General features: G+C 72.8%; 10 protein-coding genes. 4 read left to right on the forward strand and 6 right to left on the reverse strand.

Translation table 11 applies throughout. The features are described 5' to 3' along the window. Nucleotides 1-156: 156 nt before the first annotated feature. Nucleotides 157-930 (reverse strand): rhomboid-like protein, encoded by a 774-nt coding sequence (locus BEK98_RS10405; protein ID WP_094216146.1) that lies wholly within the window; start codon nt 928-930, stop codon nt 157-159. A 127-nt stretch (nt 931-1,057) separates the two neighbouring features. Continuing rightward, nucleotides 1,058-1,291, reverse strand: coding sequence for a hypothetical protein (locus tag BEK98_RS10410; RefSeq protein ID WP_094216147.1), 234 nt, complete (start codon nt 1,289-1,291; stop codon nt 1,058-1,060). A gap of 266 nt (nt 1,292-1,557) precedes the next feature. On the opposite strand from BEK98_RS10410, the gene BEK98_RS10415 reads away from it, so the two are divergent. The 4 genes from BEK98_RS10415 (at nt 1,558) to BEK98_RS10430 (ending at nt 8,321) form a co-directional block, all read left to right on the forward strand. Beyond that, entirely contained in the window at nt 1,558-2,241 is a 684-nt protein-coding gene (locus tag BEK98_RS10415; RefSeq protein WP_094216148.1) for a spermine/spermidine synthase domain-containing protein, read from the forward strand. A gap of 109 nt (nt 2,242-2,350) precedes the next feature. Further along, nucleotides 2,351-3,091, forward strand: a complete 741-nt coding sequence (locus BEK98_RS10420) for a response regulator transcription factor (RefSeq protein ID WP_094216149.1) — start codon at nt 2,351-2,353, stop codon at nt 3,089-3,091. Beyond that, entirely contained in the window at nt 3,088-4,200 is a 1,113-nt protein-coding gene (locus BEK98_RS10425) for a HAMP domain-containing sensor histidine kinase (protein WP_094216150.1), read from the forward strand. Before BEK98_RS10420 ends, BEK98_RS10425 begins: the two co-directional genes overlap by 4 nt. Nucleotides 4,201-4,502: 302 nt before the next feature. After that, entirely contained in the window at nt 4,503-8,321 is a 3,819-nt protein-coding gene (locus tag BEK98_RS10430; RefSeq protein ID WP_094216247.1) for a multifunctional oxoglutarate decarboxylase/oxoglutarate dehydrogenase thiamine pyrophosphate-binding subunit/dihydrolipoyllysine-residue succinyltransferase subunit, read from the forward strand. Between the two features lie 181 nt (nt 8,322-8,502). Here the strand turns inward: BEK98_RS10430 and fxsT are convergent, their stop codons facing one another. The 4 genes from fxsT to BEK98_RS49920 form a co-directional block, all read right to left on the reverse strand. After that, entirely contained in the window at nt 8,503-11,505 is a 3,003-nt protein-coding gene (gene fxsT, locus BEK98_RS10435; RefSeq protein ID WP_094216151.1) for an FxSxx-COOH system tetratricopeptide repeat protein, read from the reverse strand. Between the two features lie 78 nt (nt 11,506-11,583). Continuing rightward, a complete protein-coding gene (locus BEK98_RS10440) occupies nt 11,584-12,873 on the reverse strand; it encodes an aKG-HExxH-type peptide beta-hydroxylase (RefSeq protein WP_094216152.1) in 1,290 nt (429 codons plus the stop codon). Next, nucleotides 12,870-13,142: a hypothetical protein gene (locus BEK98_RS10445; protein ID WP_143690585.1), complete on the reverse strand. Its 273-nt coding sequence runs from the start codon at nt 13,140-13,142 to the stop codon at nt 12,870-12,872. The genes BEK98_RS10440 and BEK98_RS10445 overlap by 4 nt, the downstream gene beginning before the upstream one ends. A gap of 91 nt (nt 13,143-13,233) precedes the next feature. After that, nucleotides 13,234-16,929 carry an SAV_2336 N-terminal domain-related protein gene (locus BEK98_RS49920; RefSeq protein WP_244201823.1) on the reverse strand — a complete coding sequence of 1,232 codons (3,696 nt, stop codon included), beginning with the start codon at nt 16,927-16,929 and terminating at the stop codon, nt 13,234-13,236. Nucleotides 16,930-16,931: the final 2 nt, after the last annotated feature.

Below are 16,931 nucleotides of genomic sequence, written 5' to 3' on the forward strand. Positions count from 1 at the left end.
TGTTGTTCCCGGGCTGTTGTTCGCTGTGAGCGATCGGCTGCTGACGCGGCTGTTTCTGCAGGTGAGAGGGTGTCAGTCGCGCCTGAGGGGGTGGGGCGTTGCGTGGGTGCGCGGGTGCGGGCCGGATGTGACAGGGCTACGCCATCGGCCGAACGTCTACGCGGAAACCGGGGAAACCGCCGGAAGGCGCCAGCGGCGGACCAGTGGCCAGCCCGCGATGCCGAGGGTGAGGGCGATCAGGTGGCCCCAGTTGGTCAGCGGGTCCTGGAAGGCGATCAGGTCGCTCACGAGCTGGCTCGCGACCAGGGTGAGGAGGGGCCAGCGGACCCAGGGGGTGAGCAGGCCGGACAGGGCGCCGATGCTGGCGGCGACGCCGAAGCTGATGCCGTAGTCGAGGCGGTGCAGGGAGGTGTCCGGGAGGTGGCCGAACAGGACCGCGAGGCCCACCGGGACCTCCGTCGCGAGGGTGGCCAGGACGTGGCCCGCCAGGAACACGCAGGCCGCCCGGGCTCCCCCTATCCGCCGCTCCAGCGCGGTGAGCACCAGCACGAACGCGGCCGCGTACGTCGACACGATGCCGCCCGCGATCCACAGCGCGCTCGCCAGCAGCACCAGCACCGGCGTGCGCACCAGGTGGGCGACGTCGGTGCTGGAGTCCTGGTACAGCGTGTGCATCAGGGCGGGGTCGGCCCAGGCCGCCACCAGGGAGGTGAGGGCGAGGAGGGCCGCGTAGGCGAAGGTGAACGGGGTGCCGGCGGGGGTCGGCAGGAGGTGCCAAGGGCGGAACGAAGGGTGGGCCGCGGCCGGAGCCGGCGCCGGGGCGGGGGACCGGACGGGCAGCTCGCGCTGTCGCGGGACCCCGTCGAGCAGGCCGGAGACGTCAGGTAGCGGGGACGCGGCCGTCTGAGGGCCGGTCACGGTCCGTTCCACGCTGAGGCGCTCCTTCCGTCGCGCCCCACACTTCGTGTTCCCGAGGCCGCTGTCTATGACCGACGCCACGCGAGAGCGGATTCACAGCAACCTCAGAAGCTTCGTACGCGTCCGCCCCCGGCCGCCCTCAGGATCTCAGCAGGGTCGCCTCCCTCGCGTGCGCGGCCTGGATGTCCGGGGACCGGTCGCCGGTGCAGTAGACGGAGGGGCGTGGCGTCGACGCGGTGGCGCGGGGCGGTGCCGAGGGCGGGGTGGCTGTGGCGGCGGAGCGCGACGAGGGCGTCCCGGCCGTGTTGGTCTCCAGGAACCGTACGAAGAGGTCGGCGACTTCCTTGACCCGGGTGACGTCGGCGGTGCTCATGAGGTCACCTGCGCGAGGTTGCGGCCGATGCCCGTCACCGTGCGGTTCAGATCGGCGGTGCGGGTCTTGCCCGCGGCGCGTCCCACGAACGGGTACATCGCGCCCACAGCTCTCACCGCAGCACGACAGACGGCGCACGCGAGGCGCACGGCGGCGGCGCGCGGCGGCAGCCGGGGCGCAGCCGGACCCGACGGAGAGCCCCCGTTACCCGCTGGTTCGCGGTCAATTCCCGTGAACGCAACGCCTTGTTCGAGCAGGATGGACGTATGACTGCCGCCTACGACACACCCGTGGTCCTGGACCGTCGCGAAGGCCCGTACGGCGAGGTGGTGCTGCGCAGACACGGCGCGCTGCTGCAGATCATCGCCAACGGCTGCTTCCTGATGGACACCTCCGACGGCCGCTCGGAGCGGCTGCTGATCGACGCCGCGTACGACGCCCTGGACGGCCGCCCGGCACCGGACGTGCTGATCGGCGGGCTGGGGGTGGGATTCTCGCTCGCACACGCCGCGGCGGGTCACCACAGGTGGGGGCGGATCACCGTTGTCGAACGGGAGCCCGCCGTCATCGACTGGCACCGGAGCGAGGGGCCGCTGTCGGCCGTCTCCGCGGGCGCGCTCGCCGATCCCCGTACCGAGATCGTCGAGGCGGATCTCGTCACTTACGTCAATGAGACATCGGACACGTTCGACGCCCTGTGTCTCGACATCGACAACGGCCCCGGCTGGACCGTCACCGAGGACAACGACGGCCTCTACTCACCGACTGGACTCGCTGCCTGCGCAAGGGTGTTGAGGCCGGGCGGGGTGCTCGCGGTATGGTCGGCAGAACCCTCTCCGGAATTTGAAGGAACCATGTGGAATGCCGGGTTCCGTCAGGTGCGTACCGAAGAGGTCCCCGTTGCCCGGGGCGTTCCGGACGCCGTGCACCTCGCCGTCCGACCTGGATAGCGACGGCGCGGTGAGTCCCCGTAGGGTGCTGCCCTGACGCCGATCATTCAAGCGTCAATCGCAGTCATGGGATCACCCCACGGGTTCCGGAAAGCAACAGGGGCGGGCGATGGAGCAGACACACACCTCCCAGAGCGGCGCGGCCACGACGACCCAGGGCGCTCAGCGCCGGGTGCTGGTCGTCGAGGACGACCCGACGATCGTGGACGCCATCGCGGCCCGGCTCCGCGCCGAGGGATTCCTCGTGCAGACCGCGTCCGATGGCCCCGCGGCGGTCGACACGGCCGAGGCCTGGCAGCCCGACCTGCTGATCCTCGACATCATGCTGCCCGGCTTCGACGGCCTGGAGGTCTGCCGGCGCGTGCAGGCCCAGCGCCCGGTGCCGGTGCTGATGCTCACCGCGCGGGACGACGAGACGGACATGCTGGTCGGGCTCGGCGTCGGCGCCGACGACTACATGACCAAGCCGTTCTCCATGCGGGAGCTGGCCGCGCGGGTGCACGTCCTGCTGCGGCGCGTGGAGCGGGCGGCCATCGCCGCGTCCACGCCCCGCTCGGGCATCCTGCGCCTCGGCGAGCTGGAGATCGACCACGCGCAGCGCCGGGTGCGGGTGAAGTCCGAGGACGTCCACCTCACGCCCACCGAGTTCGACCTGCTGGTGTGCCTGGCGAACACCCCGCGCGCGGTGCTCTCCCGGGAGCAGCTGCTGGCCGAGGTGTGGGACTGGGCCGACGCCTCCGGCACCCGGACCGTGGACAGCCACATCAAGGCGCTGCGGCGGAAGATCGGCGCCGAGCGGATCCGTACCGTGCACGGCGTGGGCTACGCGCTGGAGACACCGACGCCATGAGCAAGGGGCGGGAGGCCGCACGGAGGAGCCCCGGGGAGGACCCCTGGGGCGGCGTACGCCCGTTCTCGATCAAGACCAAGCTGGGCGCGCTGGTCGTCATCTCGGTGCTGATCACCACCGGTCTGTCGATGATCGCGGTGCACACCAAGACGGAGCTGCGCTTCATCACGGTCTTCTCGATGATCGCCACACTGCTGATAACGCAGTTCGTGGCCCATTCGCTCACCTCGCCGCTGGACGAGATGAACCTCGTGGCCCGCTCGATCTCGCAGGGCGACTACACCCGCCGGGTCCGCGAGAACCGCCGCGACGAACTGGGCGACCTGGCCCAGACGATCAACGTCATGGCCGACGAGCTGGAGGCCCAGGACCGCCAGCGCAAGGAGCTGGTGGCGAACGTCTCGCACGAGCTGCGCACCCCGATCGCGGGCCTGCGCGCGGTGCTGGAGAACATCGTCGACGGGGTCACCGAGGCCGACCAGGAGACCATGCGGACGGCCCTGAAGCAGACCGAGCGGCTCGGCCGGCTCGTCGAGACCCTGCTGGACCTCTCCCGGCTCGACAACGGCGTCGTACCGCTGAAGCTGCGCCGCTTCGAGGTGTGGCCGTACCTCTCGGGCGTGCTGAAGGAGGCCAACATGGTCGCCTCCGCGCGCGCGGGCATCGCCTCCGGCTCCGGAAGCCACACGCGTACGGACGTACACCTGCACCTGGACGTCTCCCCGCCGGAGCTGACCGCGCGCGCGGACCCCGAGCGCATCCACCAGGTCGTCGCCAACCTGATCGACAACGCGGTCAAGCACAGCCCGGCGCACGGGCGGGTCACCGTGAAGGCGCGGCGCGGGCCGCAGCCGGAGTCGCTGGAGCTGGAGGTGCTGGACGAGGGGCCCGGAATCCCCAGGTCGGAGTGGCACCGGGTGTTCGAGCGGTTCAACCGCGGTGCGGTGATGCGGCCGCACGGTCCGGGCAGCGACGGCGGCACCGGGCTCGGCCTCGCGATCGCCCGGTGGGCGGTGGATCTGCACGGCGGCCGAATCGGTGTGGCCGAATCCGACCGGGGATGCAGGATCATCGTCACTCTTCCGGGACTGACTTCCGTCCCAAGTTGACGTAAAGTCCGAAGCGGAGCCAGAAGATCCACGAGCGTCCACGCAGCCGGACACGTGTGATCAGGGACAGGCCCGCGCAGCGCATCCGACCCAGTCGCGCCGGGCCCCGCTCGGCGATCCCGCACACTCTCGCTCACATGCGGAACCACGCTTGTTTCCCGCCATATCAAGCCCTGAAACAAGATTTCTGATGTGACTTACGCGACGATGACCTTGCTCGACCTGACCTTCCCGGCCATGGAGGCGTAGCCTTTATTCCCGCTGTCCATCACCTTGTGAAGCGGAAGAGGGCGGTTGCCGCCGTGTCGCCACAGTCCCCCAGTAACTCGAGCATCTCGACCGACGACCAAGCCGGGAAGAACCCCGCTGCTGCGTTCGGTCCCAACGAGTGGCTCGTCGACGAGATCTATCAGCAGTACCTCCAGGACCCGAATTCGGTAGACCGAGCCTGGTGGGACTTCTTCGCCGACTACAAGCCGGGCGCTCCTGCCGCCACGGCTGCGGCGGGTACTGCGGCCGCGGGGGCCGCAGGGACCACCACCACTGCTCCTGCCGCCCCGAGCGCGCCCGCGGCCCCGCCGGCTGCTCCCGCGCCCGCCCCCGCAGCTCCGAAGCCCGCCGCCGCCGCGGCCCCGGCTCCGGCCCCCGCTCCCGCGGCGCAGCCCGCGGCCCCCGCCCCGGCCAAGCCGGCGACGCCCGCACAGGCGCCGGCCCAGCCGAAGGCCAAGGCCGCCCCGGCCACGCAGGCCCCCGAGGGTCCGGAGTACGTGACGCTGCGCGGTCCGTCCGCGGCCGTCGCGAAGAACATGAACGCCTCGCTGGAGCTGCCGACGGCCACCTCGGTCCGCGCGGTCCCGGTGAAGCTGCTGTTCGACAACCGGATCGTCATCAACAACCACCTGAAGCGCGCCCGGGGCGGGAAGATCTCCTTCACGCACCTGATCGGCTTCGCGATGGTGCAGGCCATCAAGGCCATGCCGTCGATGAACTGGTCGTTCGGCGAGAAGGACGGCAAGCCGACCCTCGTCAAGCCGGCCCACGTCAACCTCGGCCTCGCCATCGACCTGGTCAAGCCCAACGGCGACCGCCAGCTGGTCGTCGCGGCGATCAAGAAGGCCGAGACGCTGAACTTCTTCGAGTTCTGGCAGGCCTACGAGGACATCGTCCGTCGCGCTCGCGACAACAAGCTGACGATGGACGACTTCACCGGTGTCACGGTCTCCCTGACCAACCCCGGCGGCCTCGGCACCGTCCACTCGGTCCCGCGTCTGATGCCCGGCCAGTCGGTCATCATGGGCGTCGGCTCCATGGACTACCCCGCGGAGTTCCAGGGCACCAGCCAGGACACCCTGAACAAGCTCGGCATCTCGAAGGTCATGACGCTCACGTCGACCTACGACCACCGGGTGATCCAGGGCGCCGCCTCCGGCGAGTTCCTGCGCCAGGTCGCGAACCTGCTGCTCGGCGAGAGCGGCTTCTACGACGACATCTTCGAGGCGCTGCGCATCCCCTACGAGCCGGTCCGCTGGCTCAAGGACATCGACGCCTCGCACGACGACGACGTCACCAAGGCCGCCCGGGTCTTCGAGCTGATCCACTCCTACCGGGTCCGCGGCCACGTCATGGCCGACACCGACCCGCTGGAGTACCGCCAGCGCAAGCACCCCGACCTGGACATCACCGAGCACGGCCTCACCCTGTGGGACCTGGAGCGCGAGTTCGCCGTCGGCGGCTTCTCCGGCAAGTCCCTGATGAAGCTGCGCGACATCCTCGGCGTGCTGCGCGACTCGTACTGCCGCACCATCGGCATCGAGTTCATGCACATCCAGGACCCCAAGCAGCGCAAGTGGATCCAGGACCGCGTCGAGCGCCCGCACACCAAGCCGGAGCGTGAGGAGCAGCTGCGCATCCTGCGCCGGCTGAACGCCGCCGAGGCCTTCGAGACCTTCCTGCAGACGAAGTACGTCGGCCAGAAGCGCTTCTCCCTGGAGGGCGGCGAGTCCGTCATCCCGCTGCTGGACGCGGTCATCGACAGCGCCGCCGAGTCGCGCCTGGACGAGGTCGTCATCGGCATGGCCCACCGCGGCCGGCTGAACGTCCTGGCCAACATCGTCGGCAAGTCGTACGCGCAGATCTTCCGCGAGTTCGAGGGCAACCTCGACCCGAAGTCGATGCACGGCTCCGGCGACGTGAAGTACCACCTGGGCGCCGAGGGCACCTTCACGGGCCTGGACGGCGAGCAGATCACGGTCTCCCTGGCCGCCAACCCGTCCCACCTGGAGACGGTCGACCCGGTCATCGAGGGCATCTCCCGCGCCAAGCAGGACATCATCAACAAGGGCGGTACGGACTTCACGGTCCTGCCGGTCGCCCTGCACGGTGACGCGGCCTTCGCGGGCCAGGGCGTGGTGGCCGAGACCCTGAACATGTCGCAGCTGCGCGGCTACCGCACCGGCGGCACGGTCCACATCGTCATCAACAACCAGGTCGGCTTCACCGCGGCCCCCGAGTCCTCGCGTTCCTCCATGTACGCGACGGACGTGGCCCGCATGATCGAGGCCCCGATCTTCCACGTGAACGGCGACGACCCCGAGGCCGTCGTCCGCGTTGCCCGCCTGGCCTTCGAGTTCCGCCAGGCGTTCAACAAGGACGTGGTGATCGACCTCATCTGCTACCGCCGCCGCGGTCACAACGAGTCGGACAACCCGGCCTTCACCCAGCCGCTGATGTACGACCTGATCGACAAGAAGCGCTCGGTGCGCAAGCTGTACACCGAGTCCCTGATCGGTCGCGGCGACATCACCGTGGAAGAGGCCGAGCAGGCGCTGCAGGACTACCAGGGCCAGCTGGAGAAGGTCTTCACGGAGGTTCGCGAGGCTACGTCCCAGCCGGCCGCCGTGGACGCCCACGCGCCGCAGGACGGCTTCCCGATCGCGGTCCCGACCGCGATCTCCGCGGAGGTCGTGAAGCGGATCGCCGAGTCGCAGGTCAACATCCCCGACTCCTTCCATGTGCACCCGCGTCTGCTGCCGCAGCTGCAGCGCCGGGCGACGATGGTCGAGGACGGCACGATCGACTGGGGCATGGGCGAGACCCTCGCGGTCGGCTCCCTCCTGCTGGAGGGCACCCCGGTCCGCCTGTCCGGCCAGGACTCCCAGCGCGGCACCTTCGGCCAGCGCCACGCGGTCCTCATCGACCGCGAGACGGGCGAGGAGCACACCCCGCTCCAGTACCTCGCCGAGGACCAGGCGCGCTACAACGTCTACAACTCCCTCCTGTCCGAGTACGCGGTCATGGGCTTCGAGTACGGCTACTCGCTGGCCCGCCCCGACGCGCTCGTGATGTGGGAGGCGCAGTTCGGCGACTTCGTCAACGGCGCGCAGACGGTGGTCGACGAGTACATCTCGGCGGCCGAGCAGAAGTGGGGCCAGACGAGCGGCGTGACGCTCCTCCTCCCCCACGGCTACGAGGGCCAGGGCCCGGACCACTCCTCGGCCCGCGTCGAGCGCTTCCTCCAGCTCTGCGCCCAGAACAACATGACGGTCGCCATGCCGACCCTCCCGTCGAACTACTTCCACCTCCTGCGGTGGCAGGTGCACAACCCGCACCACAAGCCGCTGGTGGTCTTCACCCCGAAGTCGATGCTGCGCCTCAAGGCCGCCGCGTCGAAGACGGAGGAGTTCACGTCGGGTCAGTTCCGCCCCGTCATCGGCGACTCGGCAGTGGACCCGGCCGCGGTCCGCAAGGTCGTCTTCGTGGCCGGCAAGCTGTACTACGACCTGGAGGCCGAGCGCACCAAGCGCGGCGTCACCGACACGGCGATCATCCGCGTCGAGCGCCTGTACCCGCTGCCGGGTGCCGAGCTCCAGGCGGAGGTCAACAAGTACCCGAACGTCGAGAAGTACCTGTGGGCCCAGGAGGAGCCGGCGAACCAGGGTGCCTGGCCGTTCATCGCGCTCAACCTGATCGACCACCTCGACCTGGCGGTCGGCGCGGACATCCCGGCCGGCGAGCGGCTGCGGCGCATCTCGCGTCCGCACGGCTCGTCCCCGGCGGTGGGCTCCGCCAAGCGCCACCAGGCTGAGCAGGAGCAGCTGGTGCGTGAGGTGTTCGAGGCGTAAGCCTCCGGCGGTTCAGCCGACTGACGGGGCCCGGTACCGAGTTCTTACTCGGTACCGGGCCCTTTGCCTACCCATTGGACGGGTTGAGACCGTACGCGGCTGCGGGTGCCTGGGGGCCGGTCGCGCAGTTCCCCGCGCCCCTGGGGAGTTGCAGCTGCCGTACCTGTATCGCGCCGTCGGCTCAGCCCAGGTACGGCTCGAAGTCCCAGTAGGGGCGGGTGCGTTGGCGGGCGGAGATGGTGTGGGGGTGCTGGGCGCCCAGGGTGCGGGTGAGGCCGAGGAGGCCGTCGTCCTCCAGCTTTCCGGCCTCCTCGTGTTCACGGGCGGCCCGCAGGTCGGCGGCGAGGGCGACCTGGCAGGAGAGCGTGAGCGGATGCTCGTGCCCCAGCGTGTGCCGGGCCCGGCGCAGGGTGTCCCGGCTCAGCTCGACGGAGTCGGCGATCCGGCCGTTCAGGTTGCGGGCGCTGGCCGCGTTGAGGGCGCAGCCGAGGACCCAGGGATGGTCGGCGCCGAGGGTGGCGGTGAGGCCCGCGAAGGACGCCTCGAACATCGACATGGCCTCGGCACGTTCACCGGCGGCCTGCATCACGAGACCAGTGTTGGAGAGCATGCCGGTGGCGACCGGGTGGGCCGGGCCGAGCAGGGCCCGGTAACCGGCCTCGGCCTCGTCGATCAGCTCCCGGGCCTGGGAGAGATCGCCGTGTTCCCGCAGGAAGTTGCCGTAGTTGGTGATGAAGGCCAGGGTGCGGTAGTGCCCGCGGCCGTGCACCTGCGCCAGCTGGTCGAGGAGGCTGGCCATCTCGGGCCCCACGTCCTGTGTGTGGCCCCCCTCGCGGCGGCGGCACATGACCAGCTGTCCGCGGGCCGACAGGGTCTGCGGATGCCGGGCGCCGAGCACCTGCAGATGGAGCCGGACCACGGGTTCCTGACGGGCCAGCGCATCCCGGTACTTGCCGAGCAGCCGCAGGTCGTGCGCGACGGCACCACCGGAGTTGAGGGTGCTGATGTGCCGGGCCCGCAGCACGTTCTCCCGCTTGGCGAGCGTGTCGAGATCGAGTTCGTACCCGTCCTGGTACCGGCCGAGCAGCCGCAGGCCGACGCCCAGGTTGTGCCGGGCGATCAGGGCGAGGCCCTCGTCCGGTCCGAGCAGTCTGCCGTAGCCGTCGAGGACCTCCAGCTGGAGTTCGTGTGCCTCGTCGTAGCGGCCGAGGTGGCGCAGGCTGGCGGCCATGGCGCCCTTGGTGGACAGCTCGGCCAGCTCGCTGCGCGGCTCGGCGGTGCCCAGCCGCTGGTGGACGGAGCGGTCGAGCTCGTACGCGTCGCGGAACCTGCCGCTCGCCCGCAGGATGTTGCTCTCCTGCGTGGTGAGGTCGAGCATGGGCTGGGCCAGCGGGTCCATGATCCGGGACCAGTGGTCGCGGATCCGGCGGGCCAGGTCCAGGCCGCCCTTGTACTCGCCGCTGCGGTAGCAGTAGCGCAGACAGTTCAGGACGGTCTCCTGGACGCGCGGCTGGGCGCTGCTCAGCGCGCCCGAGGGCTCCAGGTGGGGCAGCAGCTCCGCGTACCGGGGCCAGTTGCGGCTGTCCAGGGGGTTGCCGGGGTCGGCCTGGGCCAGCAGGGTGCGGACCGCCTGGCGGTGCACGACCCGGCTGTCCTCACTGGTCAGCTTGGAGACGATGTCGTGGACCAGCCGGTGCATGTGGACCGACTCCTGGTGCGGGCCCATCTCGACGCCGACCGGGCCGCGGGTCTCACGGGTGAGCACCGAGTAGTTGACCAGCGTGTCCAGGGCGCGGGTCCAGGCGGGCAGGTCGGTGGCCATCCACCGCAGTTCCTCGGGCAGGTCGGCGTGCGGGTACGCCCGGATGAGGCCGAGCGGGATGCGCCCCGGGGCGAACGAGGTGCACAGGCCGAGGACGTCGATCGCCTGTGGCTGGGCGCCGCGCAGCCGGTTGAGCAGTATCGACCAGGACGTCATGGACGACTGCGGGAAGCCCTCCCCGGTGGCGGGCTCGTCCACGGTGGACAGCCGGCGCTCCCGCACCATGCGCAGGTACTCGGGCACCTCCATACGGGACTCGCCGAGCCAGGAGGCGGCCTGGACGAGGGGCAGCGGTACGTCACCGAACTCGGCGGCGACCTCGTCGGCCTCGGCCGAGCTGATGTGCGGGGCGCGGCGCAGCAGGTAGGCGGTGGACTCGGCGCGCAGGAAGGCGGGGATCTCCAGGATCTCGGTGTGCTCGCTCCAGCCGCGGTTGCGGGAGGTGACGAGGACGTGGCCCGCGCCCTGCGGCAGCAGGGTGGCGATGCCCTCGGTGTCGTCCCAGCCGTCGAAGATCAGCAGCCAGCGGCCGTAGGGTTCGCCGCGGCGCAGGGCCTCCCGGACGGCGCGGATGCGCTCGCCGGGCTCGTTGCCGACCCGGAGGCCCAGTTCCACGGCGAGTTCGCCGAGCCGGTCGCGCTGGATGTTGCGGTCGTCGGAGTTGACCCACCACACCACGTCGTAGTCGGGGCTGAAGCGGTGGGCGTACTCGGCGGCCAGCTGGGTCTTGCCGATGCCGGACATCCCGAGCAGGGTGCAGACGGCGGCGCCGCGGTCGGCGTCGGCCAGCCGCTGGTGGAGGGTGGTGAGCAGGTCGTCGCGGCCGGTGAAGCGCGGGTTGCGGCGCGGGACCTCGCCCCAGATCTCGCAGCGGGTCTCGGGATAGCGGGCCCGGCCCGCGGACGGCCTCGGGACGCGCCGGCGCTCCAGGCCCAGCCGGCGCATCAGGCGTTCTTCGGCGGCCTCCTCGCTCAGGCCCCACAGGCTGGCCGGTTCCAGGACCGCGGTGGCCGGCAGCAGCGACCGGTTGGTGAGGTTGACGGCGGCGAACCGGTCGGAGTTCGCCGCGACGAACCCGCGCAGGGCGTCGTTCCACTCGCCCGCCGGGCGCGGCCCGAGTTCGAAGAACCAGTCGTCGAGGACGAGCAGCACCGGGCCCGAGGCCAGCAGCAGGTCGGCCAGGGAGTCCTCCAGGGGAATCTCGCGTGGCGGGTCCCAGCGTTGCAGCGTGGCCTGGTGTCCGTGGCTCTCCAGGCACTGGGCGATCCACGCCGCCCAGGCGCGGTGGTAGCCGGGGAAGACCACCAGGATGCGTTCGGATGCCGAGGCACCGTCCCCGCCCGACCGCCGCAGTTCCGCCATCGCACGCTCCCTGATCTCCCGTGCCACCGCACTTTCACGGCACACGCTAACGCACAGAAATTACTCCCCTGCGGAGCGTCACAGGACGTTTTGGGCCGTCACGCCGAGTCCGGCGTGGTGGCGCTCCATGCCCTGGACGAACTCCCTTCCCGCAGTGGTCAGTTCATCGGATTCCAGCAGGAGGGACAAGGCCTGCCCCACCTCGGCGCGGTACGCCTCGAACCTCTCTCCGGCCCGTCGTCGCCACGCCGGGGCGGCCGCGGCGCCGGTCCGCACCCTCCACCACAGGTCGGTGAGCGCCAGATGCGCGTAGGCGCCCTGCAGCACGGCCGAGGCCGGGCGGGGGTCGGGGCGCCACCCGACCCGGTGCACGGCGCCGCCGCCGGGCCGGCACAGCGGGACGAGTTCGTCCAGGGCCGCCAGCTTGGTGTGGTGGGTCTCGTGCACCAGCGACTCGGCGAGTTCCCGCGCCGTGCCGGGCAGCTGGATCAGTGCGGCGCCCGGTGCGGCCCGGAGCGTGGCCCCCACCGGGGTGGCGCCCGCACCGGGGGCGGCCAGCGGTACGACGGCACGCAGCACGGCCGCGGTCTCGGCGGCGCGCTGCCCGTCGACCGCGGTCAGCAGTTCGAAGGCCTGCCGCCAGCGCCGGGCCCACGTCCCCCAGGGGGCGTCGGAGCGGTCGGCGGCACGGAGCGCTCCGCGGCCGGTGTCGGGCGAGGGCAGCCGGTACGGATCGAGGTCGTCGAGGCGGATCGTGCCGCCGGGCAGCGTCCGCAGCGCGAACCAGCCCCTCCCGCCGCCCGCCCGCCGGGACGCGCCGGGCCCGGGCCGGACGGCCGGACGCGCCAGGACCACTTCGCCGTGCCCGGTGTCGTCGGCGATCCTCGACCAGCCCGGTCCGCTGCTCAGCCGGACGCGGCCGGACGGACAGTGCAGCACGCCGAGGCCGGGCAGCACCAGGAGGCCCGTGGGCACCACGAGGGTCCCGTCCACCGCGTGACCCGCGCGGACGGCGGCGGCGACGGCCACACCACCGAGGTGGGCCGACTGCCGCTCGAACGCGACACCCGGGGGCGCGGCGAGCGCTACGGCGAGCCAGGCCCCGGTCGTCGGGTAGTCGAGGACGTCGCGCACCGCGGCCGGGTCGGTCCGTTCCGCGGCCACCAGCAGCGCCCAGGCCTGCTCGAAGTGCCGGCGCGCGGCGGGGCCGAGCAGGTGGTGCTGCCGGTCGCTGCGGACGAGGAGGGACTTGAGGAGCAGCATGCGACGCGCGTGGACCGCGGCACGCAGTGCCTCCGTACCCCGGGGCGTGGGGCGGGTGCCCGCCAGCGCCGGGAAGACCTCGGCCGGTACCGCTGCCGGTGTCATCCCCGCTCGTCCGGGAGCCGGCCGGCCTCCGCGAGTCCGGCCGAAAATGTTCGTACGACGGAGGGTTGCAGCTCGCCCTCGCCCTCACCGCTGTGCCAGACCTCCTGGCACTCGGCGGCGTTCCGCAGGACGCGCTCGACTTCGGCGGTGAGGGCGGGATCGTCCAGGACGCGCAGGGTCCGCAGGTCGACGTGGGTGAGGTCGGGTAGGCGCGCGGCACGTCCGGCGTCCCGACCGGGGGTGGCCACCCCTCTCCGCTGCTCCGCCACACTCGGCTCCTCCCTGCCGGCGTCCGGCCCGCTCCGTCGCCGTGGCTGCCCAGTTCTTCCCGACAGCCCGCAGGGGGAAACCAAGGGCAGATCAACTCCGGTCGAATTCCGACCAGTTGATCCATTCTCCGGTCCACGGCCACCAGGGCGGAGCCACCCGCTCCCAGTCCCCTTCTTCCCGGTCCCGCAGTTCCCGTTCCGCACGTGTCCGTCCCTCCCCCGTCGCCTGCTCCGAGTCCACCCGCCGGGTCAGTTCCACATCCGCCCAGTCGACCTCGCGCAGCGCCCCCACCAGCCGCTGCCACTGCTCCCGGGCCGCCCGGTAGGCGCCGCGGGCCGCCCCGGGCCGTCCCATCAGCGCGAGCACCGCCCCGCTGCCGTGCCGCGCCCGTGCGGCCGTCACCGAGCCCGGGTCGCTGCCGTGGGCGGCCTGTGCCTCCCGCTCGGCGCTCTCGTACGCCTGCAGCGCGTCCATCAGCACCGGCGCACCGGCGTGATGCCAGCCCTCGAGGCGCACCCGCCCCAACTGCAGCCACACCTCGGCCCGTACGGCCGCGTCGGCCGCGGCGCGCACGGCCTGGCCGAGCAGGTGCCGGCTCTCGAACAGGTCGGGCAGGAAGCCGAGATGGCGGAACCGCTGGGCCAGCGCGCTGCCGACCAGGCCCTGGAGCCGTCCGCGCTGGGCGGACCGGGCGGGCAGTGACTTCAGCGCCTCGCGCAGCACGTACTCGGCCCGGTCCACGATGCCCGCGCCGTCCGGGGTCGAGGCCCGCCGCAGCAGCGACTCGCCCCAGGCGGTGAGGAGTTGGCAGCGCAGGGCGCCGTCGGCGGGCGCGAGCAGCACGGCCCGCTCGTACGTCTCGTCGGCCTCCCTGGCCTCCCCCGCAGCGTCGTGGAACGCGGCCAGCGCCGCCAGGCAGGGCAGCAGCAGCTCGGGGTCGTCCCCGGCGGCCCGCTGGGCCCGCAGCAGCGCCCGCCGTGTCTCGCCGTCCTCGGCCCCCGACTCCCGCAGCGCCCGCGCCAGATCCAGCAACGCGGGCCCGCGTACGGCATCGGCGGCTTCCTCGACGTCCAGGATCCCGCAGGCTTCCCGGAGTTCCTCGATGGCCGCACCGGGGTGCCGCAGATCGAGCAGGATCCGCCCGCGCAGCAGCAGCCGCGACCGGTGCGCGGCGACGGGCCAGGGCACGTCACCCCGCCCGACGGCCGGCTGTGTGCCGGGTGCATCGCCCGCCGGGCTGTGACTCCGACCGTTCTCTGCGTCGCCCTGCGAAGACCCGGACGCAACGGGGTCACCGGGGCCGACTCCGGCGCCTCCCGGCCCGGACCGGGGCGCATCAGCCTCACCGAAGCGGTCCACCCCGGACCCCGACCCCACGAACCCGCCCGAGCCACCTGGCCCGGACCCCGGCACCGCAGCCTCACCGAGGCCGTCCACCCCGGACCCCGGCGCCCCAGCCTCACCCAAGCCGCCCAACCCAGACCCCGGCGCCGTCAATCCGCCCGAGCCACCCCCGGAGCCCTCCCGCCCGGACCCCGGCCCCACGAACCCGCCCGAGCCATCCCCGGAACCCTCCCGCCCGGACCCCGGCGCCGCAGCGTCCGCAGAGCCGCCACCGGCCCCCTTCCCGCCCGCCGATGAGGCGGAGCCGCCCCCCGGCTCCCTCCGCCCGGCATCGCCGAGCCCAGCCCCGGTGTCCGCGTCCCCTCGGTGCCACGCGCGGAACCAGGCCCGCGCACGCTCCGTCAGCCCGGGCCAGGGCGCCGGCTCGGGGTCCAAGACCTCCAGGGCGGCCGTGAGATGGTCGCTCTCCGCTGTCAGCTGCCACAACTCGCGGCGGCAGGAGGCGAGTTCCAGCGCGGCATCGGCTCGCTCGCGGCTGTCGGCGGGGGCCGTCGCGTGGGCCGCGGCGAGGGCGGCCGCGGCCTCGCGCAGCAGCTCGGCGCGCCTCCCCGCCGTACGCGCCGCCGCCGTGCCCGCCTCGGCGCGCAGGATGCGGCCGAGGACCAGGTGGGACCGCAGGTCGGTACCGGGGGCCGTGCCGGGGACGGCTGCCGCGAGGGCCTGTTCGCGGGCGCGGCGCAGTACCTCCGGGTCGGCCAGGTGGTGCCACTGGTCGAGCAGGCGCTCGGCCTCGGTCAGCGGGTCGGGCGTGACCAGGTCCGGCAGGTAGAAGCGCAGGACCCGGGCCGGGATACGGGCGAACAGCTCGGCCTCGACGCTGCCGCCGCCCTCCGCCGAGCCGCCCTCCTCGGGCAGGGGCGCGGCTCCGCCGGCCGGGCCGTGGTCGGCGAGACGGGCCGCGGCGAGGGCGGCGAAGTTGCGGGTGCCTCTGCCGAAGTGCCGTTCCACATAAGCCGAGCAGTGCTTGAGCACGAGGCCGGCCGTGTCCTGGTCGAGGGAGGACAGGAGCAGGTCCTGCACCCGGCCCGAGTAGGCGAAGCAGGGCTGGGCCTCGGTGCCGGGGAGCTGCCGGAGCAGCCCGCCGAGCAGCACCTCGGCCAGTTCCATGGGGCCGGTGTCGGGCAGCATCGCCCGCTGGACCAGTTGCATCACGGGGAGCGTGAGGGGGGCCGCGGCGAGGTAGCCGGCCAGGCGCAGGGCGCCGGGTGAGGCTCCGGCGCGGAAGGCGCGCAGCAGGTCGTCGTCGCTGCGCGGGGCCGTACCGGCGGGGGCGGCCGCCGGGGTCGTACCCGGGTCGGTGAGGGCCGCCCAGGCGCGTTCGCGGGTGGGGCCCGCGCCGCCGAGCAGACGGGCGAAGGCCTCGAAGGCCTCCGGGGTGGGCTGCAGCACCGGAACGGGCCGGGCGCCCGGCGCCGGTTCCTCCCAGGGCTCGTCGTCGGGCCGGAAGCCGAGGCGGCCGCCCACCTCGGCGGGGCGCAGCAGCAGGCCGGGCTCGGCGGGCAGCGCGGTACGGCCCCACAGGCGGGGCGGCAGCGGCTGGACGACGGCCAGCGGGGCGGTGCGCGGCCACTGGTGCAGCAGGCGCTGTGCGCTGCCGTTCTGCCACAGGGGGCCCACACAGTCGCTGATGACGAAGGTGAGCCGGCGGCCGGTGGGGTCGTGCAGTTCGTCGGCGGGGCGCAGCCGGGTGTGCCGGCCGGGACCGGCGGTCGTACCGATGAGGGGCGCGCCGGAGTCGTCGGCGTAGAGATGGTGGACGCGCACGGAGGCGAACGCGCCGGACTGCTGGCAGGCCTGGCGCAGCTCCTCGACCAGCTGACCCCAGACGGCCATGGCGGGCCCGGTGTCCATGAGCAGCTGGACGTCGCAGCGCCGGCGGCGGCCGGGCCGGGTGACGGGGAGCAGGATGCCGCTGGCGGCGGCGCGGTCGGCGGTGGCCTCCTCGTCGATCGGCTCGTCCTCGGAGCGGACGGAGGCGACCCGGTAGCGGCCGAGGGCGCGCAGCGCCTTCTCCAGGCCGAGCAGTCCCGGCAGGGCGCCGGCGGCGGGGGCGCGGACGGGAAACGCGGCGGGCTCGCCGGAGTCGGCCCGCAGGCGCGGCGTGAGGCCGGGGGTGAGTAGCGGGACCGGGGCGGCGGGGGCGTCCGCCGGGGGCCGGGGCGGATGGGCGATCGGCGGCTCGGAGGAGTCGGAAGGTAACGCCTCCGGATCCCCGTCGACCTGGCCGGACAGTGCCGTGTCGGGCCGTACGGGCGCGTCGCGGGGCGCGGCCGCGCCGAGCCGCCGGGCCAGCCAGACCGCGTCCGCCACGTCCTCCGCGGTGAGGTCGAGCCCGCCCTGGCGCAGCTTGCCGATCAGCTCGTCCAGGCGCATCCCGGGCATCC

The organism is Streptomyces diastatochromogenes (assembly GCF_002242805.1).
Taxonomy (GTDB): Bacteria; Actinomycetota; Actinomycetes; order Streptomycetales; family Streptomycetaceae; genus Streptomyces; species Streptomyces diastatochromogenes.